We start from the raw sequence: 23,194 nt of genomic DNA, 5'->3' as shown, positions 1-23,194 counted from the left end.
TTGGGGCACGGCGATCACGGGCACGACCACGGGCACGACCACGGGCACGACCACGGGCACGGGGCAGGCGGCCACGGCCATTCCCATGCGGCGAGCGAACGGGCCCTGGGCTTTGCGGCGCTGCTGACCGGAGCGTTCCTGTTGGTCGAGGTCGTGGGCGGCCTCGTGTCGGGGTCGCTCGCGCTGCTGGCCGATGCCGGGCACATGCTGACGGACGTGGCCTCGCTGGTGCTGGCCTGGGTCGCTCTGCGGCTGGCCCGGCGGCCCGCGACCTGGCGGCGGACCTACGGCTTCGACCGGCTGAGCGTGCTGGCGGCCTTTGTCAACGGGTTGGCGCTGTTCGTCATCGCCGCTTGGATCGGCTGGGAGGCCTGGGGACGGCTGCGCGAGCCTGGCGAGGTGCTGGGCGGCGTCATGCTCTGGGTCGCGGCGGCGGGGCTCGTGGTGAACATCCTGGCCTTTTGGGTCCTGACCCGGGGCGAGGCAACTAGTCTCAACATGCGCGCGGCGGCCCTGCATGTCGCGGGGGACCTCCTGGGTTCGGTCGCGGCGCTGGTGGCGGCGCTGGTAATCCTGGGCACGGGCTGGACGCCCATCGACCCGCTCCTGTCGGTGCTGGTGGCCGTGATCCTGCTGCGGTCGGCGTGGCGCGTAGTGGCCGAAAGCGGGCACATCCTGCTGGAGGGCGCGCCCGCCGGGTTCGACCCGCGCGAGGTGGCGGCGGACCTGACGGCCACCGTGCCCGGCGTGACGAGGGTCCATCATGTCCATGCCTGGTCCATCACCGAGGAACGGCCGATGGTGACCTTGGAAGCCGAGGCCGCGCCGGGTGCCGAGACGCGCGTCGTGCGCCAAGCGCTGAAGGCGCGGCTGCGGGACCGCTGGGCCATGGGCCACGCGACCGTCGAGGTGGACGAGGCCGGGGAGACCTAGAACTCCACCCCCGCCTGCGCCTTCACCCCGGACCGGAAGGGGTGCTTGACCAGCTCCATCTCGGTCACGAGGTCGGCCTGCTCGATCAGGCGTTCGTGGGCGTTGCGGCCCGTCAGGACGACGTGGGTCGTGGGGGGCTTCTCGTCGCGGAGGAAGGCCAGGACCTCGTCGAGCGGGATGTAGTCGTAGCGGAGCGCGATGTTGATCTCGTCCAGCAGCACCATGCGATTGGCGGGGTCGCGGATCAGCTCCTTGGCCTTGTCCCAGGCTTTGGTCGCGGCGGCCACGTCGCGGGCGCGGTCCTGGGTTTCCCAGGTGAAGCCCTCGCCCATGGTGTGGAACTCGCACAGGTCGGCGAAATGGGCCTGGATCAGGTCGCGCTCTCCGGTGTGCATAGCGCCCTTGATGAACTGGACCACCGCGCAGTGCATGTCGTGGGCGATGCAGCGGAAGATCATGCCGAAGGCGGCCGAGGACTTGCCCTTGCCCTTGCCGGTATGGACGATGACGAGGCCCTTTTCCTCAGTCTTGGTGGCCATGATCTTGTCGCGGGCGGCCTTCTTCTTGGCCATCTTGCTGGCATGGCGGGCGTCGTCGTGGTCGGGTGTTTCGGGGCCCGCTTCGGGGCCCGCTTCGGGGGTCGTGTCGGACATGGGGGTCACTCGCTTCTCGAACCAGACGGAGGTGGGGCGGGGGTAGCCTTCGTGCGTCTCGCGGTGGGTTTCGGTGAAGCCCTCGGACCGGAAGAGGGCGTGGTTGCCTGCAAGCTCCACCCGGCAGCCCAAGATGACGCGGGGCTTGCCCCAGGCGCGGGCGCGGGTCTCCGCCAGGCGCAGCAGGGTGCGGGCGTGGCCCCGGCGGCGGTGGTCCGGGTGCACCGACAGGCGGCCGGCGTACAGCGCGTCCTCGCGCGCCGTCAGGATGACCACGGCGGCAAGTGGGTCGCCCAGGGCCCAGACCTCACCCTCGGCGGCGAGGCGGGTCACGTCGTCGCCGGTCATGCGGCGGAGGGAGGACGGCGGGTCGATGACGCCGTCCAGCTCCGCGAAGGCCAGGCGGATCAGGGGGAGGACCTGCGGCAGCGCGGGGTCGGTGGGCCCAAGGCGGCGCGGGGTCACGGGGCGGTCCCCTGGACGGGGCGGCCGTCGAGCCGCTTGGCCAGGAAGATCCGCGCGTGGCCCGGCGGGTAGTCGGGGATGCGGCCGACCTCCTCATAGCCCAGCCGGGCGTAGAAGCCGGGGGCTTGGAAGCTGTAGGTGTCGAGCCAGAGCCCCAGGCAGTCGCGGGCGCGGGCCTCCTCCTCGATGGCCTGCATGAGGCGGCTGCCGACGCCCTGGCCCCGCGCCTGAGGCGCGACGCCCAGGAGGTGGAGGAACAGCCAGCGCTGGGTGATGCGGGCGGTGAGGCCGCCCTGCCAGTGCTCGCCGTCCCAAGCCTCCAGCGCGATCTCCTCGGGGGCGAAGGGGACGCCCGCGCCGCTGGCCGCGTCGAAGATGACGGGCAGGATGCGGTCGCGGGCCTCGGTCTGGGCGGGGTTGGCCCTGATCTCAAGCGGCATGGCGGAGGCCTTCGATGCGGGCTCGGGCGGAGTTGCTGCGCGGGGTCCAGAGGCCGCGGTCGATGGCCTCCTGCAGGCGGTCCGCGATCTCGCGCAGGGCGGCGGGGTTGTGCTGTTCGATGAACTGGCGGACGGGGTCGGATTCGAGGAAGGCGCGTTCGACCTCGTCGAAGTGGTGGTTCCGCACCGCGTGGGTCGTGGCGGCGAAGGCGAAGAGGTAGTCCACCGTCGCCGCGATCTCGAAGGCGCCCTTGTAGCCGTGGCGCATGACCCCGGCGATCCATTTGGGGTTCACGACGCGGGAGCGGAGGACGCGGGCGACCTCCTCTTCCAGCGTGCGGATCACGGGGCGTTCAGGGCGGGAGTGGTCGTTGTGGTAGGCCGGCACCGGTGCGCCGCGCAGCGTCTCGATGGCGGCGGATGCCCCGCCCTCGAACTGGTAGTAGTCGTCCGAGTCGAGGAGGTCGTGCTCGCGGTTGTCCTGGTTCTGGACTGTGGCGTCGGCTTGGAACAGGCGGCGGGCAAAGCCGTCGCGGTCGGGGCGGCCTTCGGCGTGCGCGCCGTAGGCGTAGCCGCCCCAGTCGAGGTAGCTGTTCCCGAGATCGGCGCGGTCGGACCAGATGCGTTCGTCGATGAGGGCCTGGAGGCCGGCGCCGTAGGCCCCGGGCTTGGAGCCGTAGACGCGGGCCCTGGACTCCCCGGAGCGGGCCCTCGCGGCTGCGGGGTTCTGGTCCTCGGGTTCGTCCAGGCCCTGGATCGCGCGGGCGGCGGAGTCGAACAGCGCGACGAGTTGCGGGAACGCGTCGCGGAAGAAGCCGGAGATGCGGAAGGTGACGTCCACCCTCGGGCGGCCCAGGAGGGTGAGGGGGATGACCTCGAAGCCGGTGACGCGGCCCGACATCGGCTCCCAGGTGGGCTTGCAGCCCATGAGGGCGAGGCCCTGGGCGATGTCGTCGCCCCCCGTCCGCATGTTGGCGGTGCCCCAGGCGGTGAGGAGGAGCGCGCGGGGATAGTCGCCCTGGTCCTGGAGGTGACGCTCCACGAGGAGTTCGGCGCTGGCGCGGCCCAAGGTCCAGGCGGCTTGGGTGGGGAGCGCGCGGGCATCCACCGAGAAGAAGTTGCGCCCGGTGGGGAGGACGTCGGGGCGGCCTCGGGTCGGCGCTCCGGACGGGCCGGGCGGGATGGCGCGGCCGTCGAGGGCGGTCAGGAGGGCGGCGGACTCGGCGGGGCCACAGGCGGTGATCCGCGGCATCAGGGTGATGCGGATCTCCTCAATGACGGTGGCGGAGGCGGGGCCGGGCGGCTGCACGCTGCCGTCGAGGAGGGCGATGGACAGGAGTTCGAGGCGTTCCACGGTATCCCCTTCGGTGCGCCACGCGTCGCTGGTGAGGTTCAGCGCCTCGGGGCGGGGCCCTTGCCATGGGGTGGCCATGTTGGGGGCAAGGGGGTCGAAGGGCAGCGCCAGGTCGTCCGCAAGGGCGCGGAGGAGGGATGGTTTGTCGCCGCGCGGAACGCGGGCCAGGGCAATGGCGAGGTCGCGGGCCAACGGACCTTCGGGCGACTGGCCAAAGATGTGCAATCCATCGCGAATCTGTGCTTCCTTGAGGTCACAGAGCCATGCGTCGAGCTTCTGCATGTCCCCTTGATCCGTGAGGCCCGCATCCCTGGCGATACCGGTGGCCTGCGCGGTGGTGATGATCTCGCGCCGGAGGTGGTCGGCGCGGCGGGGGTCGGTGGATTGGGCTTGGGCCAGTTCGTCGAGGAGGACCTCGAGGTCACGCAGGGGGCCGTAAGTCTCGGCCCGCGTCAGGGGCGGCGTGAGGTGGTCGAGGATGACGGCCTGCGCGCGGCGCTTGGCCTGCGTGCCCTCGCCGGGGTCGTTGACGATGAAGGGATAAAGGTGGGGGACAGGCCCAAGGGCGATCTCGGGCCAGCACTCGGCCGAAAGGGCCACGGCCTTGCCGGGGAGCCATTCGAGGTTGCCGTGCTTGCCCATGTGGACGAGGGCGTGGCCGCCGAACTCCTGCCGCAGCCAGAGGTAGAAGGCGAGGTAGTGGTGCGGCGGGACGAGGTCCGGGGCGTGGTAGGTCGCCTTGGGGTCGATGTCGTAGCCGCGCGAGGGTTGCAGGCCCACGACGGCGTTCCCGAAGCGGTGGATGGAGAGCGCGAAGGCGGGGCCGTCGAGGTAGGGATCGGATTCGGGCGGGCCCCAGCGGTCGGTGACCTGGAGCTTCACTTCCCACGGGAGGGCGTCGAACCAGCGGCGGTAGGTGGGCAGCGGCAGGCGCTCGCCGCCCTCCTTGTCCTTGCGGTCGGGGAGCCAGTTGGTCGGGCCGGCGAGGAGGCGGTCCATGAGGGCGCTGCTGTCCTCGGGCGCGTCCACGGTGTAGCCGGCGTCGCGCATCAGACGGAGCGCGTGGACGGTCGAGGCGGGGGTGTCGAGGCCCACGCCATTGGCGAGGCGGCCGTCCTTGTTGGGATAGTTGGCAAGGACCAAGGCCACGCGGCGCTCAGGCACGGGGGTGGTGCGGAGGCGGGCCCAGTTCGCGGCGAGGTCGGCTACGAAGCGGATGCGGTCGGCCTTGGGTGCGTAGGTGACGATGGGGCACTGGGTGGATTCGTCGAAATGCGCCTCGTCCTTGAAGGACACTGCGCGGGACAGCAGTCGGCCGTCGAGTTCGGGCAGGGCCACGTTCATGGCGATGTCGGTCGCGGAAAGACCGCGCGTGCTGGTCGCCCACTGCTCCTCGGAGGAGCCAGAGAAGATGACTTGGAGAACGGGGGCCTCGTTCGCCTCGGGCGAGGCGAGGGGGTTATCGCCGGGGCTGTCCGGTGTGCCGACGGCGAAGCTGGTGGCGTTGAGGATGACGCTGGGCGGCACTTCGGCGAACAGTGTGGCGAGGGTGGCGCGGCTGAGCGGGTCCTTGAGGGAGGCGACGTAGACCGGCAGCGGGTTGAGGCCTTGACGCAGGAGCGCGCGGGTGAGGTGCGCCACGGGGGCGGTCGCGCCGGACTGCATCAGCGCGCGGTAGAAAACGAGGGGGACGACGGGCGCGCCCTCGGTCCAGTAGTCCCGGATCGTGGCGAGGTCGGCGTCGCCCTGGCCTGGCCAGAAGGGCGCGGATTTCAGGAGGGGCTTGGCAGCGGGCGGCGCCTCGGTCCCGTCGAGCATGGAGCGGGCATGGAGGAGGAAGTGGCGGGCGTTTTCCAGCCCGCCCTCGACCAGATAGGCCCAGAGCGCGGCGTAGTCGGCGTCGGAGACGGTGGAAAGAGCGCGCAACTCGGCGTCCGGCTTGTCATCGCCGGGGAGCGCCACGAAGTGCACTCCGGCGGCATGGAGCGCGGCGGAGTATTGGGCGAGGCCGTAACGCCAGTACCCCTGGCCGCCGAGGATGCGGGCGACAACGAGGCGGGACCGGCGCGCGCAGTTGTCGAGGTGGAGGTCCACCGACAAGGGATGCGCGAGGTTCCCGAGGCTCCAGAGCCGCAGGGTCGGACCATCGGGCGTCTCGCCATGAGCGGCGGAGAGGAGGGCCAGTTCGCTGTCGGCGGCGCTGAGCACCACCAGATCGGCGGGGGTCTGGCGGGGATCGACGGGTTGCGCGCCGGTATCGAGCGCGCCGGGGGTGGCGGCGAGGAGATGCATCAGGCGAGGTCTGGACTATATGGGCGGGCTGGGGCAAGCCTTCGGCCCCCGAAGGAGACGCAGCGATGGCCGATTACAGCAAGCAGAAGAGCGGAAAGCCGCAGAAGAACCGCCCGCCCCACAAGGAGCACAACGAGCCCGGCGGCCCGGCGAACCCGTTCGGCAACCGCAACGACAAGGCCGCGCTGCTGGAGCGGATGAAAGCCAACGCGCAGAAGGCCAAGGCCGACGAGCCGGACGAGCCGGTGGTGCGCCCCGAAGGCGAGGCCTGAGGCCCTGAGACCCCCCTGGGGCAGGGGCCTCACAGGCGCTTTTCCATGAACACGGAGTGCGGGCCTTCGGCATAGTCGCCGAAGGGGCCGCAGGTGCCGAAGCCGTGCCGCGCATAAAGGCGATGCGCGTCGTCCAGCGTGTCACCGGTTTCCAGCCGCAGCATGGGCAGGCCCAAGGCGCGGGCGCGGGCCTCCAGCGCGGTCATCAGGGCTGCGCCCACGCCCTGTCCGCGCGCGGCGGGGTCCACGAACATCGACTTCACCTCGCCGTAGCCGTTCAGCCGGGCGAGCGCGATGCAGCCCTGCGGCTGGCCCCCGGTTTCCGCGATCCAGAAGTCGATATGCGGCTGCGCCAGTTCGTCCACGGACAAATAGTGGTTGTCCTCGGGCGGGTAGAGGGAGGCGAGGAGGGCGTGGCTTTGCCCGAGAAGGGCGCGGGCTTCCTCGGAGCGGGGGTCTGCCGGGCGGACCGTGAGGGTCATCCCCGGATCGCCTGCTCGATGGCGGCGCGGTCGAGGCCCGCCTCTCCGATCACGACCAGCCTGGAGGCGCGGGACTCGGTGCCCCAGGGGCGGTCGAAGTAGGTCTCGATCCGGGGACCGGCGGCCTGCACGGTCAGGCGCAGGGGCTTGCCCGCGACGGCGACGAAGCCCTTGAGGCGGAGGATGTCGTGGGCCCGGATCGCGTCCGCGAGGCGGGCGGTCAGCGTCGCGACATCCGCGACCTCGGGGAGGTCGAGGACGAAGCTCTCGAACTCGTCGTGGTCGTGGTGGTCCTCCTCCTCGCTGTCGTGGTGAGGGGCGGCGCGGGTCGCCATGTCGGATTCGGCGGCGGCGTTGATGCCCAGAAGGATATCGAGGGGGAGTGCCCCCTTGTGCGCCCGGAGGATGCGCGCGCCGGGACGAGCCTCGGCCTGGAGGCGGGAGGCGACGTCGTCGGCCTCCGCGTCCCCGAGGAGGTCGGTCTTGTTGAGGACGATCATGTCGGCGCAGGCGATCTGATCCTCGAACAGCTCGGACAGCGGCGTCTCGTGGTCGAGCGATTCATCGGACTGGCGCTGAGCCTCGATGGCATCCTCGTTCTCGGCGAAGCGCCCCTCGGCCACAGCCTTGCCGTCCACGACTGTCACCACGCCGTCCACGGTCACGCGGGTCGAGATGCCGGGCCAGGCGAAGGCGCGGACAAGGGGCTGGGGGAGGGCGAGGCCGGAGGTTTCGATCACGATGTGGTCGAAGGGCTCGGGCCGGGCAAGGAGCTTTTCCATCGTGGGGAGGAAGTCGTCGGCCACGGTGCAGCAGATGCAGCCGTTCGACAGCTCGATGATGTCCTCGGGGCCGCAGCAACCTTTCAGGAGGTCGCCGTCCACGCCGGTTTCCCCGAACTCGTTGATGACGAGGGCGATGCGCCGGCCGTTCGCATTATCGAGGAGGTGGCGGATCATCGTGGTCTTGCCGCTGCCGAGGAAGCCGGTGATGACGGTGGCGGGAATCTTTTGGGGCATCGTGAGGCTCCGGAGGCTGGGACTTGGGCGATCGCATAACAGTCTGCGCGACGTGCCGCGAGGGGGCGGGGCGGGCCCTGGCCGACCGGCTGGCGGCGGCAGGGCTGGAGGTGCGGCTGGTGGAGTGCCTGAACGCCTGCGGGGCGCCGCTCGCGCTGGCGGTGACGGGGGAAGGGAAGGCCACCTACCTGTTCGCGGGCGTGGAGCCCGAGACGCAGGCGGAGGAGGTCGTGGCCTTCGCCGGGTTGTATCGGGACGCGCCCGACGGCGAGGTCGCGGACGCCCGGGGCGCCGGGCGCCTGCGGTTCTGCCTGCGCGGGCGCGTCCCGGCCTAGGCGGTCCGGCGAGCGGGGGACCGTTCGGCCAGCGCGCCGGTCAGCGCGCCCAGCACCGCCCAGGACAGCGCGGCGACGCCGAGCGACCGCGTCGCGAACAGGGCGGCGAGGCCGGGCGGGACCAGTCCTTCGTGGGAGGCGGGCTGCGGCGCGCCCAGGGCATGGGGCAGCAGCACCAGCGCCGCGCCCAAAACCAGGAACGGCAGGCTTCGCCCGAAGGCCAGCGCGGCGAGGCCGGTGGCCGTGGCCGCCACGCAAAGCGCCCACCACATCTGCCGCGCCCCCAGGTCGGCCGAGGCGAGGCCCGGCAGTTCGGGCGGGAGGCCCACCGCCGGGGCGAGCTGCACGGCGGCAAAGCCCGCGAGGCCCCAAAGGAGGCCCGTCCTGGCGGTGGGCTCGTGGCCCCAGCGGGCGGCGGCGGCCATGCCCGCGCCCAGCACCAGCCCGAAGCCCAGATAGGCCACCAAGGTCGTGGCCACCGTGCCGAGGCTGCGCGAACCGGCTTGGGCCGCGCCCGGAGGGGGTGGGGCCTCGTGGAGGTGTTCGACCCCGTCGTCATGGACGTGGAGCGTCGCGCCTTCGAAGACCTCGGCCTGGAGGATCAGGGGCGTGAGCGTCCACAGGTTCAGCGCCGCGGCGAGCAAGCCCGCCACAAGCCCGGCGATCAGCGCGCCGGACAAGGTCCGTGGTATCACCGGGATGTCAGTGGCAGGGGAAGGCGATGGCGTGGCGCTGGTCGTGCGCGGCGTCGTGCAGCACGGTCGCGTTGGCGAAGCCCGCGACGAAGATCAGCGACAGCCCGAGCAGGGCGGCGGCGGCGATGGAAAGGATTTCAGCGTCGAGGCGCAGGCGCGCGATCGAGAAGGTCATGGTCCAGGCTCCCTGTCCCGTCACACCCGACGGGGTTGGCGTTTCATCCGCATGGCAGGTCTCCTGGCTCGCGGGTCGTGGCATCCGGCCGCCTTCCCGGGGGGGACCCCCAGTGGCTTGTTGGCCGGGCGCTCACCGCTGACAGTCGCGGGGGCGGCTGCGGGCGGGTCCCCCCTGGCTGGGTCGGGTCCTTCCGCATTCCCTGTTCGTCCCCGGCCGCCTGCGGCGACGCTTGGGGAACCATGCAGCGAGACTTGTGCGTGGGGCGCGTCGGGGCGTCAAGCGCGATTGCGACGGCACGCCGCGCAGGCGCGACGGCGCGCCCCGGTTGACACGGATGCCATCGTTCCCGAAGGGTTCTCCATCCCAGCGGAGCCCCCATGCGCCTGACCCGCCTGCGTCTCAACGGCTTCAAGAGCTTTGCCGACCCGACGGAGCTTCACATCGCGCCGGGGCTGACCGGCGTCGTGGGGCCGAACGGCTGCGGGAAGTCGAACCTGCTCGAGGCGTTGCGCTGGGTCATGGGCGAGACGCGGCCCACGCAGATGCGCGGGCAGGGCATGGAGGACGTGATCTTTGCCGGCACCACCCGCCGGGGCGCGCGGGCCTGGGGCGAGGTCGCGCTGGCGTTCGAACGGGACGGCACGGAGACAGAGATCGTGCGCCGCATCGCGCGCGACGGCGGCTCGGCCTACCGGCTGGCGGGGAAGGAAGCCCGGGCGCGCGACATCCAGGTGATGTTCGCGGACGCGGCCTCGGGGGCGCAGTCGCCGGCGCTGGTGCGGCAGGGGCAGATCAGCGAATTGATCGGGCAGAAGCCCACGGCGCGTCGGCGGGTCATCGAGGAAGCGGCGGGGGTCGCGGGCCTTCAGGCGCGGCGGGCCGAGGCGTCGCAGCGGCTGAACGCGGCGGAGGCCAACCTTCAGAAGCTGGAAGAGGTAACCGGCGCCCTGGCCGACCGGCTGCGGGCCTTGGAGCGGCAGGCGAGGAACGCGCAGAAGTACCGGGAGCTCGCGGCGGCCATCCGCGTGGCCGAGGGACAGCTCCTGTGGCACGCCTTTGCGGCGGCCCAAGAGGTGCTGGCCGCCGCCGAGGGGGATGCGCGGACCCGGGCGGGTCTGGCGGCGCGGGCCGAGGAGGCGGCCCTTGAGGCGGCGCAGGCGCGCGAGGCGGCGGAGGACGCGCTGCCCCCCCTGAGGGCCGCCGCCGCGGAGGGGGCGCAGGCCGCGACCCGCCTGCGGACCCAAGGAGAGGCCGAGGCGGCCGAGGCCCGGCGGGCGGCGCAGCGGCTGCGCGATCTGGAGAAGGCCGCGGAGGACATGGCCCGCGACGAGGCGCGGGAATCGGGTCTGGCCCGCGAGGCGCTGGAGGCTCTGGTCCGGCTCAGGGCCGAGGGCGAGCGCCTTGGAGCCGCGGCCGAGGGCGAGGCGGAGCAGCTTGAGGCAGCGGCGGAGCTGTCGGAGGCGGCGGCCGACGCCTTGCAGGAGGCCGAGGCGGCGCTGCAGCAGGCCACCGAAGTCGCAGCGCGGGTCGCAGCTCAGGTCGAGGCCGCCGAGCGGCAGGTTCAGGACCTGGGGCGGGCGCGGGACCGGGCGGCGGCCGAGGCGGCGCGGGCGACCCTGGGCCTGACCGAGGCGGAGGCGGCGCTGCGGCGGGCCGAGGCGCAGGGCGAGGGGGCGGCGGAGATCGCGGCCGAGGCCGAGGAGGCTTTGGCGAACGCGGACGAGGCTCTGACTGACGCAGAGGCGGCCCTGGCCCCGGCCCGTGAGGCCGATGCGACAGCGCGGGCTGGGGCGGCCGAGGCGCAGGCCCGGGCGGCGGGATTGGCTGCCGAGGCGCGCACGCTTGGGCGGCTCGTGGCGGCGGACGGATCGCGCGCGGGGCAGGTGGGCGAGGGGCTTCGGGTGCCCGAGGGCCTTGAGGCGGCGGTCGCGGCGGCGCTGGGCCGGGACCTGCGCGCGCCCGTGGTCGAGGAGGGCTCGGGCTGGACCCGGCTGCCGCCCTATGACGGGGATGCCGGGTGGCCCCAAGGGGTGCGGGCGTTGTCGGCCCTTGTCGAGGCCCCGCCGGAGCTGGCCCGGCGGCTGTCGCGGGTCGGGTTGGTTGAGGCGGGGGCCGCGCCGGATCTTTGGACGGGCTTGCGTCCGGGACAAAGGCTCGTCACCCGCGACGGCGACCTGTGGCGCTGGGACGGGTTCTGCGTCCTCGCCACCGATGCGGCCGAGGCGGCGGCGGAGGCCGAGGCCATGCGGCGGGCCAGCCGGTTGCCTGGCCTGCGGTCCGAGGCCGAGGAGGCGGCCGAGCGGGCCGAGGCGGCCAAGGCGGTGCAGGACGAGGCCGCCCGATCGGTCGCGCGGGCCAATGCGGCGGCCGAGGCGGCGCGCAATGCACGGCGGGCTGCCGAACGGCAGGCGCAGGAGGCGGCGCGCGTCGCGGGCCGGACTGAGGCGGACCGGGCGCTGGCCCAGGCCAAGGGCGACGCCGCCCGGGATGCGCTTGGGCGGGCTCGGGCCGCCCTGGAGGAGACGCAGGCGGCGTTGTCCCAGGCGACCGAGCTGCGGGCCGGGATGCCCGACGCCCGTCTGGCCCGGATGGCGGCCACGGAGGCCGGGTCCCGGGCGGGCGCGGCGCGGGCCGCCCTGCTGGCCGCGCGCGCCGCCGAGGAGGACCGCAAGCGCGCAGCGGCGGGCCGGGCGCGGCGGCTGGCCGAGATCGCCCGCGAGGACGGCCTTTGGAGCGGACGGCACGAAGCGGCCCAGGCGCGCGCCGTGGAGATGGGGACGCGCCGGGACAGGCTGGCGCAGGACATCGCGGAGGCGGCCGACATCCCCGCCGAGATCGCGGCCCGGCAGGCCGAGATCGCTGCTGCCCTGGAGGAGGCCCAGGCGGCCCGGCACAGGGCCGAGGCGCGGCTCGCAGAGGGGGAAATGGCACTTCGGGGGCGGCAGGACGCGGAGCGGATGGCCGAGCGCGCGGCCTCTGAGGCGCGGGAGGTCCGGGCCGGGGCAGAGGCCGCGCGCGTCGCGGCAGCGGACCGGGCGCTGGCGGCGGGCGCACGCATCCGAGAAGAGCGGGACCTGAGCCCGCGCGAGTTGCTGGACACCCTGGGCGACCCGCGGGCCATCCCCGCCGAGGCGGCGGTGCAGGCCGATCTGGCGGCGCTGCGTCGCAGGCGCGACGCGATCGGCCCGGTGAACCTGCGCGCCGAGGAGGACGCCCGGGCGCTGCGCGAGGAGCAGGACGTCCTGGTGCGCGAGGCCGCCGACCTGTCGGCCGCCGTGGCGGAATTGCGTCAGGCGCTGTCCGTTCTGAACCGCGAGGGCCGCGACCGCATGCGCGAGGCTTTTGGCCGGGTGAACGCGGAGTTCGGGCGCCTGTTCAGGACGCTGTTCGGCGGCGGCGAGGCGCGGCTGACCTGGGTGGACGGGGACGACCCCCTGGAGGCCGGGGTCGAGATCATGGCCCAGCCGCCGGGCAAGACCCTGGGGACGCTGTCGCTGTTGTCCGGAGGCGAGCAGACGTTGACGGCGCTAGCGCTGATCTTTGCGGTGTTTCTGGTCGCCCCCGCGCCGGTCTGCGTCCTGGACGAGGTGGACGCGCCGCTCGATGACGCGAATGTGGGCCGGTTCTGCGATCTTCTGGACGCGATGGCCCGCGAAACGCAGACGCGCTTCCTGGTCATCACACACCATGCGGTGACGATGGCGCGGATGGACCGGCTCTACGGCGTGACTATGGCCGAGCGTGGGGTCAGTCAACTCGTGAGCGTGGACCTGCGCGCCGCCGAAGCGATGGTGGCCTGAGGCGCGCGGAGAGGACGGGCCGTCTTGCCGAATGGGCATGGGCCGATCCGCAGCGAAGGTCGTGGGGGCCGGGTCGGGTGGACGCCGCGCCTGGCAGCGGGCAACCGGCGCCCCTGCCACCAGCCCGCCCACGCGATCAGCCCGGCAGCGTGACCACGATCGCGCCGCGATCCGTGGCGACGACGGTGTGTTCGTACTGCACGACCGGCGCGGGGGGCTGGCTGTAGAGGGTCCAGTCGTCGGCGCCGCCCGTCGCCCAGATCCCGCCTGTGGACAGGAAGGGCTCCACGGTCAGCACGAGGCCTTTGTGCATCCGCCGCTTGTCGCCCCGCGTAGGCCAGGTCGCGATCTCGCCGGGTTCCTCGTGGAGCGCGCGGCCTATGCCGTGGCTGGCGAGGTTGCGGATCAGGGTGTAGCCGTGCTCCGAGGCGAAGCGCCCGATGGCGTTGCCGATCCCGGCCAGCGGCCTGTCATGGCCCACCTGCGCGATGCCGATACGCATGGCGCGTTTCCCGTCCCGGCAGAGCCGGTCGAGCGAGGGCCGCACCGGCCCCAGGCGGAACGTGGCCCCGGTGTCGGCGAAGGTGCCGTTCCTCGAGGCGGAGACGTCGATGTTCACCAGATCGCCCGTCGCGATGACCCGGTCGCCCGGGATGCCATGGGCGATCTCCTCGTTGACGCTGATGCAGGTGGCGCCGGGAAAGTCGTAGGTGCTTTCCGGGGCGGAGATGGCCCCCTCGCGCTCCAGCAGCTCGCGGCCGATCCCGTCCAGCTCTCGGGTGGTCATGCCGGGCTCCATCGCCTTGGCCATGGCCTGCATGGTGTTGGCCACGATGCGGCCGATCTCCCTGAGGCTGTCGAGGTCGTCTTCGTTCGTGATCGTCATGTCCGTGTCTCGACCGTGGCGTGCAGGGCAAAGGGGTCACGCGGCTTTAGCACCGATGGGTGGGCCTGTCCCGCAACCCCGCATCTGGTTGCCGGAGCATCCTTCGGCAAGCCTTACCGGGCCCGGAGAATGCATCCTGCACGACGGGGCGGGGTCCCGACCCGCGCACGCGGCCTTGGCCGGATCAGCGTTCGCCCGGCACAGCTCCGGCGACGTTGTCCCGCTGGGCGGCCTTGCGGATCAGGGCAAGGTTGCGGGCATACACGATGAGCCCGAGGCCCTGGCCCATCATGAAGACCGGATCCCAGCGATAGATCGCATAGGCGAACATGAGCATCCCCCCGGTCAGCGACAGCCACCAGAAGCCCACGGGGATCACGGATTCGCCCGCGCGTTCGGACCGGAACCACTGGAGGACGAAGCGCCCGCCGAACAGGATCTGGGCGAGGAAGCCTACGCCGACCCAGGCGAGCTCGTGCGCGCTGTCGACGTGGAAGAATGCCAGGATGTCCATGTTCCCCCTTGGCGCGTGGCGGGCTGCCCTTTGACGCCGAGGCTTCTCTCAAGGCGCGTCCGAAGTCCATGCCCCAGCCACGGGGTCGCGATCGGTCCGGCCTCGTGAACGGCTGGACGGGCCGCCATCGCGGGGCGTGCCCCACCGAGGGGATGGAACGGAGGCCGCCTGCGAAGTCCCGGCCGACCAAACCGCTGGCCGAAGGATGACATCCCGTCTAGGCTGCAGCTTGTGTGCAACGGAGCGGAGACCATGGAGGACATGCCCTCCACGATGACCGGGGTCGGAGGAGAGCCGAGCTGGTCCGAGGAGGAGCGGCTCCGGGCGCTGAACCGCTATTCCATCCTGGGGAGCGAGCGCGAGACCCTGTTCGATGAGGTCGCACGCCTGGCAGCGGACATCTGCGAAGCGCCGGTGGCCATGGTGGGGTTCATCACGGCGGACCGCCACTGGCTCAAGGCCGAGATCGGGGTCGGGTCGCGCGACCTGCCTTTGGAAACCTCGTTCTGCCGGCATGCCATCCAGGACAGCGGGCTGTTCGTCGTGCCCGATCTGGCGCAGGACCCGCGCTTTGCCCAGAACCCCTTCGTGACAGGCGAGCCTGGGGTGCGCTTCTACGCCGGGGCGCCGCTGTTGACGCCCGAAGGGGTGCCGCTGGGCACGGTCTGCATCTTCGATACGGTGCCGCGCCCCGACGGGTTGGACGAGCGCCCGGCGCGGCTTCTCAGGACGCTGGCCCGGCATGTCATGACCGAGCTGGAGCTGCGCCGCGCCTTGGCCGAGCGCGATGCCGAGATTACCGCCGCCCGCTATCGCGAGGAGGAGCGCCGCGTGGCCGAGGCGGCCCTGGTGGCCTCGGAGGCGCGGTTGCGCGAACGGACGGCGGATCTCGTGCGCGCGCAGCGGGTCGGGCGGATCGGCGGCTTCGAGGTGGACCTGCGCGACGGCAACCGCAGCCGCTGCTCGCCCGAATACCTGGCCATCCATGGCCTGCCGCCCGAGTCCTGGAACGAAAGCCACGAGGACTGGGTGGCGCGGATCCACCCCGACGACCGGACCCGGACCGAGCGGATGTTCCTGGAGGCCGTGGCCGAAGGGCTGACGAGCTATGATTTCGAATACCGCATCATCCGCCCGAGCGACGGGGCCGTGCGCTGGATCGGCGCACTGGCCGAGATCGAGCACGACGGTGACGGGCGTCCGTTGCGCCTTGTGGGCGCGCATTCCGACATCACCGCCCGCAAGGAGGCCGAGGACGCCCTGCGCGTGAGCGAGGCCAACTACCGCGCCCTGTTCGAGCAGGCGGCCGTGGGGGTGGCCCGGGTGGGCCTGGACGGCATCTTCCTTGAAGTGAACGACCGGTTCTGCACCATCGCCGGCCACGACCGGGACTGGCTCATCGGGAGGAACTTCGGCGACATCACCCTTCCCGAGGATAAGGATCGGGACCGGGCCAGCCTGACCGCGCTGGTCGCGGGCGAGATGGCCACCTACACGGTCGAAAAGCGTTATCTGCGGCCGGACGGGGGACAGGTCTGGGTGAACCTGTCCGTGGGCCTTGTGCGGCGGCCGGACGGGACCCCCGACCATGCCGTGGCGGTGATCGAGGACATCACCGACCGCAGGCGGGTCGAGGACGGCCGCCAGCTTCTCGTGCGGGAGCTGAACCACCGTGTGAAGAACCTGTTCGCCATCGCGGGCGGCATGGTGGCGATGACGGCGCGGACTACCCGGACCTCGGTCGAGATGGCGCGGGTGCTGACGGGGCGTCTGGGGGCGCTGGCGAGTGCCCACGACCTCATCCAGGCCGCCGTGGTGGGCAGCGCCGGCACCGAGGCCGTGTGCCTCCAGAAGGTCGCGGCCGCCGTGCTGGCCCCCCACCGTCCGGTGGGCGAGTACCTGGGCCTGGGCGGGCCGCCCGTGTCGCTGGGCCCCGGCGCCGCGACGGGGCTGGCGCTGGTCCTGCACGAGCTGGCCACCAACGCCGCAAAATACGGTGCGCTGTCGGTCGCTCATGGCCGTCTCGACCTGACCTGGACGGTCGGGGAGGGTCGGCTCGATCTGGAATGGCGCGAGTCCGGCGGACCCCCTGTGGTGCCGCCGCGCCGTGCGGGCTTCGGGTCGCGGCTCGCGCAGCGGACCGTCGAGGATCAGCTGGGCGGTACCCTGGGGCAGGACTGGTGGCCCGAAGGGCTGCGGGTGACGCTTTCGCTGCCTGTGGACCAACTCGGCAGCTAAGCCTCAGGCGCTGCCCCGCGCAACGAGGTGGGGGGGCAGCAGGAGGTGGGTCGGGTCCCGGCGGCCCTCGATCCGGCCGAGAAGGGCACGGGCCGCGGCGATGCCTTGTCCGCGCCCGTCCTGGTCGATGCTGGACAGGTCCACGAGTGGCAGGGCCGCGACGCTGGTGTTGTCGTAGCCCAGGATCGCCAGTTCGTCGGGAACGGCGATGCCCATCCGGTGAGCGAGGTTGCGGACCTGCACGCCATGGAGGTCCGACCAGCAGAACAGGGCGCGGGGCCGGTCTGGCGCGGCCAGGATGGCTGCGATCCCCCCGATGCCCGAGTCCTGGTTGGGAGGGATGACGCGGAGGATGCGGGCGCGGTCGGACAGCCCGGCGTCGCGCATGGCCGCAAGGTAGCCTTCCTCGCGCAGGTCGCTCACGTTGCGGCCTTCTCCGAGGGGCTGGGTCAGCGACAGCATGGCGATGTCGCGATGGCCGTGTTGGACAAACGCTTCCACGGCCAAGCGGCCGCCCCGCCGGTCGTCGCCGTTCACCGTGTCGAACAGGGTCGCGGTGGGCTCGTGGTGGCCGATCACCACCGTGGGAATCTGGCGGGCGAAGCGCTCGATGACCTTGGAGCCGAGCAGCGGCGCGATGAGCAGGACGCCGTCCATGCGCGCGTCCACCATGGATTCGATCAGGCGGATTTCGAGCGACACGTCGGTCCGGCCGACCGCCATCATCGCCTTGTAGCCCGACGGGTCCACAACCTCGGCCACGCCATCGACGACCTGCGCGAGAAAGGGGTTCGTCAACTCGGTCAGCAGGATGCCGAGCGTGAAGCTTTGGCCCCGCAGGCCGCGGGCGGCGACATTGGGACGGTAGCCCAGCCGCTCGATGGAAGTGGTGACGCGGGCGCGCAGGGCGTCGCTCACGCCATAGGCGTTGCGCAGCACCTTGGACACGGCGGCAACCGACACGCCGGAGTCCTGCGCCACGGTGCGGATGGTGACGCGGGTCGTCACGGGGGTCGTCGGCGCGGGGCTGTCCTTGGGCGACATCGGGGTCCTGGCTTGGCGGTCGCAGCGGGTTAACGCGCGGCGCCGAAGATTTCCATTGCACGGAATCGAAAGCTGTAGAACGATATACGTAGAACGATACACATCCCCGGCCGATCCGCAAAGGGCATGCGCCGGGAAGGGAGGAGAGATGAAGGATCTGGCGGCTCGGCCCCAGGCCCATGCGGCTTCGCGGTCATGGGTCGGCGCGATGATCGCGCCGCTGTCGGACGGGGGCGTGGGCACGCCGGCTTCCTTCGTGTCGCGGGAGTTCGCGCTGGATGCGGTGCCGGAGGATGCGAGGCTCTTCGTCTCGGCCCAGGGGGTCTACCGCGCCTTCCTGAACGGGCAGCGCGTGGGCGAGGACCTGCTGACCCCCGGCTGGACCTGCTACGACGACCGTATCGCCTTTCAGTCCTATCCGGTGGCCCATCTCCTGCGCGAGGGCACGAACCGGCTGGAGATCTGGCTGGGCGACGGTTGGTGGCGGTCGCAGATGATGTGGGGCCACGAGCGGCCGATCCTGAACTGCTGGGGCGACCGCATCGGCGCCTTGGCCGAGCTGGAGACGGGCGGCGCGGTGATCCTGAAGACCGACGACTCCTGGCGCGGCGGCCTCCTGCCCATCCGGCAGAGCGGCATCTACTACGGCGAGAGCGTGGACGCCCGCGTCACCCCCGAGGAGACCCACGGGGTCGAGGTTCTGGCTTTCGACACGGGCCTTCTGGTCCCGCACGAGGCGCCCCCGGTGCGCGAGATGGCCGCCCTGACCCCGGTGGATCAGTGGGAGGACGGCGGCGCGACGGTCTACGACTTCGGCCAGAACGTCGGCGGCTATGTGCGCTTCACCGTGGAGGGCGAGGCCGAGGCCAGCCTGCTGGTGGAGCATTCGGAGCAGCTCGGTCCCAACCGCCAGTGGGACAACCGCAACTACCGCAGCGCGCGGGCGGCGCTGGACTACGTGCTGAAGGGGGAGGGGCCCGAGACCTATGCGCCCATGTTCACCTTCATGGGCTACCGCTACGCTAGGGTGACGGTGACCGGGAAGGCCCGCGTCACCGCGATCGAGAGCGTGCCGATCTCCTCCGTGCCCGAGCAGACGGGGGTCTTCGAATGCGGGCATCCGCTGGTGAACCGGCTGGTGATGAACACCGTCTGGTCGCAGCGCGCAAACTTCGTCGAGGTGCCGACCGACTGCCCGCAGCGTGACGAACGGCTGGGCTGGACCGGGGACGCACAGGTGTTCGCGGGAACGGCCTGCTGGCTCGCGGACAGCCAGGCGATCCTGCGGAAGTACCTGCGCGACGTGATGGCGGACCAAAGGCCGGACGGGGCGGTGCCGCACTTCTCGCCCGATCCCACGCGGCTCCATCCGGTGCCGGGGCGGGGCGACTGGGCAGGCTCGACGGGCTGGGGCGACGCCATCGTGGTGATCCCCTGGCAGCTTTACATGCATTACGGCGACACGGACGTGCTGCGGGAATGTTTCGGTGCGATGGTCCGGTGGCTCGATTACCTGTGGTCGATCTCGGATGGCCCGATCATCACGCCGAACCCGGTCTGGGGCGGCAAGGGCTTCACCTTTGGCGACTGGCTCCAGCCGCAGGCGCAGCCGGGCCAGAAGGACAACCAGAAGGCCGCGCCGACCATCGGCGACGATGCGGCAGCGACGATCTACCACTTCATCTCGACCGACCTCGTGGCGCGCATCGCGGGGCTGCTGGACGAAACAGAGGAAGCGGAGCGGCTGGCTGCGCGGGCCGAGGCGATCAAGGCCGCCTTCGCCCGCGAGTTCATCACGCCCGCGGGACGAGTGGGCTACGGCGACCAGACCTCCTACGCGCTGTCGCTGCTCCATGACCTCGTGCCCGAGGAGCATCGGGAGGCCGCCGCGCGCCAGTTCCGCCGGGTGGTGGAGGAGACCGACGGCCGGATCGGGACGGGCTTCATCGGGACCCCCGCGCTGCTGCCTGCGCTGACCAAGTACGGGATGCACGATCTTGCCGGAAAGGTGTTCCTGAACGAACGCGTGCCCGGCTGGCTGTATCAGGTGAAGATGGGCGCCACCTCGATCTGGGAGCGCTGGGACGCCATTGCCCCGGACGGCACGCTCTTCAATCCGGGCATGAACAGCTACAACCACTACGCCTATGGCGCGGTCTGCCAGTGGCTGTTCGAGGGGGTCGCCGGCCTGCGGCGGAGCGAGGAGGGGCCGGGCTTCGCGAAGCTGGACCTCGACCCCGTGGTGATCCGCGAACTGGGCCATGTGTCGGCGCGGCACGAAAGCCCCAGTGGCGAGGTCGCAGCGGAGTGGCGGATCGAGGGCCACCGCGTGACCTACCGTGTGACGCTGCCCGATGGCTGCGAGGCGACGTTCGCGCCACGCGGGCGCGAGCAGGTGACGCTGGGCGGCGTGGCGCAGATGGGGCCGCTGACGCTTGGCCCCGGCACCCACGAGATCGGCTTCACCATCACGTGACGGACAAGCGGGGCCAACCCGCGCGACAACAGACCAACGGAGGAGAACGAATGACCAGGATGATCCCGAGCGCGGCGCTTGCGGCGGCGCTTTCGACGCTGGCCTCGGGCGCGTTCGCGCAGGAGGCGAGCCTCGTCTATCTCGTGGACAACAGCCCCGACACGGTGGCCGTCGCCGAGGCGCTGGCCGCCGCCTACATGGAGCAGCACCCCGAGGTCTCCATCGAGGTGGAGCAGCGGCCGGGCGGGGCCGAGGGCGACAACATCATCAAGACGCGCCTCGCCACCGGCGAGATGGCGGACGTGTTCCTGTACAACGCCGGGTCGCTGTTCCAGGCGTTGAACCCGACCCAGACGCTTGAGCCGCTGGACGACCTGCCGGCCATGACGGGCGTGCTGGACGGCTTCAAGCCGGTGGTGACCGGCTCGGACGGCAAGGTCTATGGCGTGCCTGCACAGGCGGCGATGGGCGGCGGCATCCTGTACAACATCCCGATCTACGAGGAACTGGGCCTGTCCGTCCCGACGACCTGGGAGGAGTTCGCCGCCAACAACGAGAAGATCAAGGCAGCGGGCCGCGTCCCGGTCGCCCAGACCTACGGCGAGACCTGGACGTCCCAGCTGTTCATGCTGGCGGACTACTTCAACGTGCAGGCCGAGGTGCCGGACTTTGCCGAGCGCTACACCGCGAACCAGGCCAAGTACGCCGACACGCCCGCCGCGATGCGAGGCTTCGAGCACCTCCAGGAAGGTTTCGACAAGGGCTGGTGGAACGAGGACTTCGGCGCCGCGACCTACGACGATGGGCTGCGCATGGTGGCCGAGGGCGAGGCCGCGCATTACCCGATGCTGACCTTCTCCATCGGGGCGATCCAGCAGACCTATCCCGAGAGCCTGGAAAACGTCGGCTTCTTCGCCCAGCCCGGCCCCGAAGGCGCGCCCAACGGCCTGACGGTCTGGTACCTGTCGGCCATCTACGTGCCCAAGGGCGGCGAGCACACCGACATCGCCAAGGACTTCGTTAACTTCGCGGGTAGCCCCGAAGCCTGTCAGGTCATCCTCGACACGATCGGAGCGACGGGGCCTTTCCTGATCGAGGGCTGCGAGCTTCCGGCCGACGTGCCGCGCGCGGTGGCGGACATGCTGCCCTACTTCGAGGGCGAAGGCCGCACCGCGCCCGCGCTGGAGTTCCTGTCGCCCATCAAGGGCCCGGCGCTGGAGCAGATCACCGTGGAGGTCGGATCGGGCATCCGTTCGGCGGCCGAGGCGGCGGCGCTGTATGACCAGGACGTGGTCAAGCAGGCGCAGCAGCTCGGGCTCGAGGGCTGGTGAGATGGCGGCGGGCGTCGGTCTGTCCTCCGCCGACGTCCGTCTTCAGGGGCGGGCGCCTGGGCGAACCCGCCGCCGCTCGCCCTATCCCACATGGTTCTTCCTGCCGGCGGCGGTGATCTACGGGGCGCTGTTCCTGCTGCCCACGGTGGCGAGCCTGTGGTTCAGCCTGACCCGCTGGACCCTGTTCGAGGCCGAGTTCATCGGCTTTGAGAACTTCCGCCAGTTCTTCCGCGAGCCGTTCCTCGTCCAAGGCGTCGTCAACACGCTGATCTATGGGGCGCTGACGAGCGGGCTGAAGACGGTGCTGGGGCTGCTGCTCGCGGTGCTGCTGACGGGGAACATCCTGTTTCGCGGGACGCTGCGGACGCTGGTGTTCTTTCCGGTGCTGGTGTCCACCATCGGCGTGGGCTTCGCCTTCGAGGCGATGATGCATCCGACCAAGGGCGTCATCAACGTGGCCCTGGAGGCGGTGGGCATCGACGGGCCCGGCTGGATCACCAACCCGTCGCTCGCGCTCGTCTCGGTCGCGCTGGTGGATGTGTGGAAGGGCGTCGGTCTGGCCACGGTGATCTTCATGGCCGGGATCGTGTCGATCCCAGCCGACTACTACGAGGCCGCGCGCATCGACGGGGCGACGCGGTGGCAGCTGTTCTGGCGGGTAACGGTGCCGCTGGTGCGGCCCGCCACGGTGACGGTGGTCACGCTGAGCCTGATCGGCGGCCTGCGCTACTTCGAGCTGATCTGGGCCATGACCGGGGGCGGGCCCGGCTTCTCCTCGGACGTGATCGCGTCCGTCATCTACAAGCAGTACCAGGCGGGCTTCTATGGCCTCGCCACGGCGGGGAACGTGATCCTGTTCGGGATCATCGCGCTCGTGGTGCTGCCGCTGACCTGGTGGTTCAACCGGCGGGAGGTGGACCTGTGACCGCGATGTCTGCCCGCCGCCCGCGCCGACGCCCGACCAAGTGGCGCCCCATCGTGACGGGCGCGCTGGCCATGGCCGTGGCCTTTGTTGTCTTCGTGGTGCCGTTCCTGTTCATCGCGCTCCAGGCCGTGAAGAACCGGCGGGACGCCAGCCGCCTGAACTTTGCCTGGCCCAGCGAATGGCAGGCCTGGCAGAACTTCCGGGACGTGATCTCCGAGCGCAACTACATGCTGCTCCTGGCCTATTTCAACTCCACGGTCATCACCGTGGGGGCGGTGGCGCTGCTGATCGTGCTGGCTGCGATGGTGGGCTACGTGCTCCAGCGGCGACGGTCGCGGCTCAATGGCATTGTCATGGCGCTGGTCCTGGCGGGGCTGATGATCCCGCCCGCCGTCGTGCCGACGATCTGGGTGCTGCAGGGCCTGGGGCTGTTCAAGACCATCCACGGGATGATCCTGATCCAGGTGGCCTATGGGCTGTCCTTCTCCGTCCTGCTCTACCGCGCCTTCATCGCCACCATCCCTAAGGAGCTGGACGAGGCTGCGATCATCGACGGGGCCAAGCCCCTGCAGGTCTTCTTCCGGGTGATCCTGCCCTTGCTGCGGCCGGTGACGGTGACGCTGATCGTCGTGCAGAGCATCGCGATCTTCAACGACTTCACCAACCCGCTCTACTACCTGCCGGGTCGGGAGAACGTGACGGTGCAGCTCACGCTCTACAACTTTCAGAGCCAGTTCTCCTCCCAGATGAACCTGCTGTTCATGAACGTGCTGCTGGTGACGATCCCGCCGCTGATCGTGTTCATCTTCTTCAATCGCCAGATCGTCGCGGGTATGACCGCGGGCGCCGTGAAAGGGTAAGC

The 23,194-nt window shown here is 71.2% G+C and carries 19 protein-coding genes, 1 pseudogene and 1 riboswitch; of the genes and pseudogenes, 9 read left to right on the top strand and 11 right to left on the bottom strand.

Going from position 1 to position 23,194, the window contains the following annotated elements; all coding sequences use genetic code 11:
- Positions 1-933: a cation diffusion facilitator family transporter gene (locus FHG66_RS02325; protein WP_139075082.1), complete on the top strand. Its 933-nt coding sequence runs from the start codon at positions 1-3 to the stop codon at positions 931-933.
- Here the strand turns inward: FHG66_RS02325 and cobO are convergent.
- From cobO to cobN, 4 genes and pseudogenes are all read right to left on the bottom strand, one after another.
- A complete protein-coding gene (gene cobO, locus FHG66_RS21460) occupies positions 930-1,586 on the bottom strand; it encodes a cob(I)yrinic acid a,c-diamide adenosyltransferase (RefSeq protein WP_176556107.1) in 657 nt (218 codons plus the stop codon). The genes FHG66_RS02325 and cobO overlap by 4 nt on opposite strands.
- Positions 1,587-1,667: 81 nt before the next feature.
- Positions 1,668-1,934, bottom strand: a pseudogene (locus FHG66_RS22120) (GNAT family N-acetyltransferase); the annotation flags it as partial.
- Positions 1,935-2,047: 113 nt separating this feature from the next.
- Positions 2,048-2,491 carry a GNAT family N-acetyltransferase gene (locus tag FHG66_RS02315; RefSeq protein WP_139075080.1) on the bottom strand — a complete coding sequence of 148 codons (444 nt, stop codon included), beginning with the start codon at positions 2,489-2,491 and terminating at the stop codon, positions 2,048-2,050.
- Positions 2,481-6,137 (bottom strand): cobaltochelatase subunit CobN, encoded by a 3,657-nt coding sequence (gene cobN / locus FHG66_RS02310; protein WP_139075079.1) that lies wholly within the window; start codon positions 6,135-6,137, stop codon positions 2,481-2,483. Before cobN ends, FHG66_RS02315 begins: the two co-directional genes overlap by 11 nt.
- Before the next feature lie 65 nt (positions 6,138-6,202).
- Between cobN and FHG66_RS02305 the strand changes: the two genes are divergently transcribed.
- Positions 6,203-6,409 (top strand): hypothetical protein, encoded by a 207-nt coding sequence (locus tag FHG66_RS02305; RefSeq protein WP_139075078.1) that lies wholly within the window; start codon positions 6,203-6,205, stop codon positions 6,407-6,409.
- Between the two features lie 29 nt (positions 6,410-6,438).
- Here FHG66_RS02305 and FHG66_RS02300 read toward each other — a convergent pair whose 3' ends face one another.
- Entirely contained in the window at positions 6,439-6,891 is a 453-nt protein-coding gene (locus FHG66_RS02300) for a GNAT family N-acetyltransferase (RefSeq protein ID WP_139075077.1), read from the bottom strand.
- Complete coding sequence (gene cobW / locus FHG66_RS02295) at positions 6,888-7,910, bottom strand: cobalamin biosynthesis protein CobW (protein WP_139075076.1); 1,023 nt, start codon at positions 7,908-7,910, stop codon at positions 6,888-6,890. Before cobW ends, FHG66_RS02300 begins: the two co-directional genes overlap by 4 nt.
- A 23-nt stretch (positions 7,911-7,933) precedes the next feature.
- Here cobW and FHG66_RS02290 point away from each other — a divergent pair, with 23 nt between their 5' ends.
- Positions 7,934-8,245: a DUF1636 family protein gene (locus tag FHG66_RS02290; RefSeq protein WP_139075075.1), complete on the top strand. Its 312-nt coding sequence runs from the start codon at positions 7,934-7,936 to the stop codon at positions 8,243-8,245.
- Here the strand turns inward: FHG66_RS02290 and FHG66_RS02285 are convergent.
- Positions 8,242-8,940, bottom strand: a complete 699-nt coding sequence (locus FHG66_RS02285; protein WP_176556092.1) for a CbtA family protein — start codon at positions 8,938-8,940, stop codon at positions 8,242-8,244. The genes FHG66_RS02290 and FHG66_RS02285 overlap by 4 nt on opposite strands.
- Positions 8,941-8,947: 7 nt before the next feature.
- Positions 8,948-9,115, bottom strand: a complete 168-nt coding sequence (locus FHG66_RS02280) for a CbtB domain-containing protein (protein ID WP_139075073.1) — start codon at positions 9,113-9,115, stop codon at positions 8,948-8,950.
- A 36-nt stretch (positions 9,116-9,151) separates the two neighbouring features.
- Positions 9,152-9,375: riboswitch (cobalamin riboswitch) on the bottom strand.
- 120 nt (positions 9,376-9,495) lie between these two features.
- Between FHG66_RS02280 and FHG66_RS02275 the strand changes: the two genes are divergently transcribed.
- On the top strand, positions 9,496-12,918 hold the full coding sequence (locus FHG66_RS02275; protein ID WP_139075072.1) for a chromosome segregation SMC family protein: 3,423 nt from the start codon (positions 9,496-9,498) through the stop codon (positions 12,916-12,918).
- A gap of 136 nt (positions 12,919-13,054) precedes the next feature.
- Here the strand turns inward: FHG66_RS02275 and map are convergent, their stop codons facing one another.
- Positions 13,055-13,804, bottom strand: coding sequence for a type I methionyl aminopeptidase (map, locus tag FHG66_RS02270; RefSeq protein WP_139075071.1), 750 nt, complete (start codon positions 13,802-13,804; stop codon positions 13,055-13,057).
- Positions 13,805-13,988: 184 nt separating this feature from the next.
- Positions 13,989-14,318 (bottom strand): lipid-A-disaccharide synthase N-terminal domain-containing protein, encoded by a 330-nt coding sequence (locus tag FHG66_RS02265; RefSeq protein ID WP_139075070.1) that lies wholly within the window; start codon positions 14,316-14,318, stop codon positions 13,989-13,991.
- A gap of 252 nt (positions 14,319-14,570) precedes the next feature.
- On the opposite strand from FHG66_RS02265, the gene FHG66_RS02260 reads away from it, so the two are divergent.
- On the top strand, positions 14,571-16,556 hold the full coding sequence (locus FHG66_RS02260; protein WP_139075069.1) for a PAS domain S-box protein: 1,986 nt from the start codon (positions 14,571-14,573) through the stop codon (positions 16,554-16,556).
- A 3-nt stretch (positions 16,557-16,559) separates the two neighbouring features.
- On the opposite strand, the gene FHG66_RS02255 is transcribed toward FHG66_RS02260, so the two are convergent.
- Positions 16,560-17,600: a LacI family DNA-binding transcriptional regulator gene (locus FHG66_RS02255; RefSeq protein ID WP_139075068.1), complete on the bottom strand. Its 1,041-nt coding sequence runs from the start codon at positions 17,598-17,600 to the stop codon at positions 16,560-16,562.
- Positions 17,601-17,748: 148 nt separating this feature from the next.
- Here FHG66_RS02255 and FHG66_RS02250 point away from each other — a divergent pair, with 148 nt between their 5' ends.
- The 4 genes from FHG66_RS02250 to FHG66_RS02235 are packed head-to-tail and all read left to right on the top strand — an operon-like array spanning position 17,749 to position 23,192.
- Positions 17,749-20,076 carry an alpha-L-rhamnosidase gene (locus tag FHG66_RS02250; RefSeq protein ID WP_218013777.1) on the top strand — a complete coding sequence of 776 codons (2,328 nt, stop codon included), beginning with the start codon at positions 17,749-17,751 and terminating at the stop codon, positions 20,074-20,076.
- A 50-nt stretch (positions 20,077-20,126) separates the two neighbouring features.
- A complete protein-coding gene (locus tag FHG66_RS02245) occupies positions 20,127-21,407 on the top strand; it encodes an ABC transporter substrate-binding protein (RefSeq protein WP_139075067.1) in 1,281 nt (426 codons plus the stop codon).
- A 1-nt stretch (position 21,408) separates the two neighbouring features.
- Positions 21,409-22,332 (top strand): carbohydrate ABC transporter permease, encoded by a 924-nt coding sequence (locus FHG66_RS02240; RefSeq protein WP_139075066.1) that lies wholly within the window; start codon positions 21,409-21,411, stop codon positions 22,330-22,332.
- A gap of 5 nt (positions 22,333-22,337) precedes the next feature.
- A complete protein-coding gene (locus FHG66_RS02235) occupies positions 22,338-23,192 on the top strand; it encodes a carbohydrate ABC transporter permease (protein ID WP_139075212.1) in 855 nt (284 codons plus the stop codon).
- Positions 23,193-23,194: the final 2 nt, after the last annotated feature.

The organism is Rubellimicrobium rubrum (assembly GCF_006152115.1).
Lineage (GTDB): Bacteria > Pseudomonadota > Alphaproteobacteria > Rhodobacterales > Rhodobacteraceae > Rubellimicrobium > Rubellimicrobium rubrum.
Note: the sequence above shows the minus strand (reverse complement) of the source record. Positions and strands in the feature narration are given on the sequence as shown.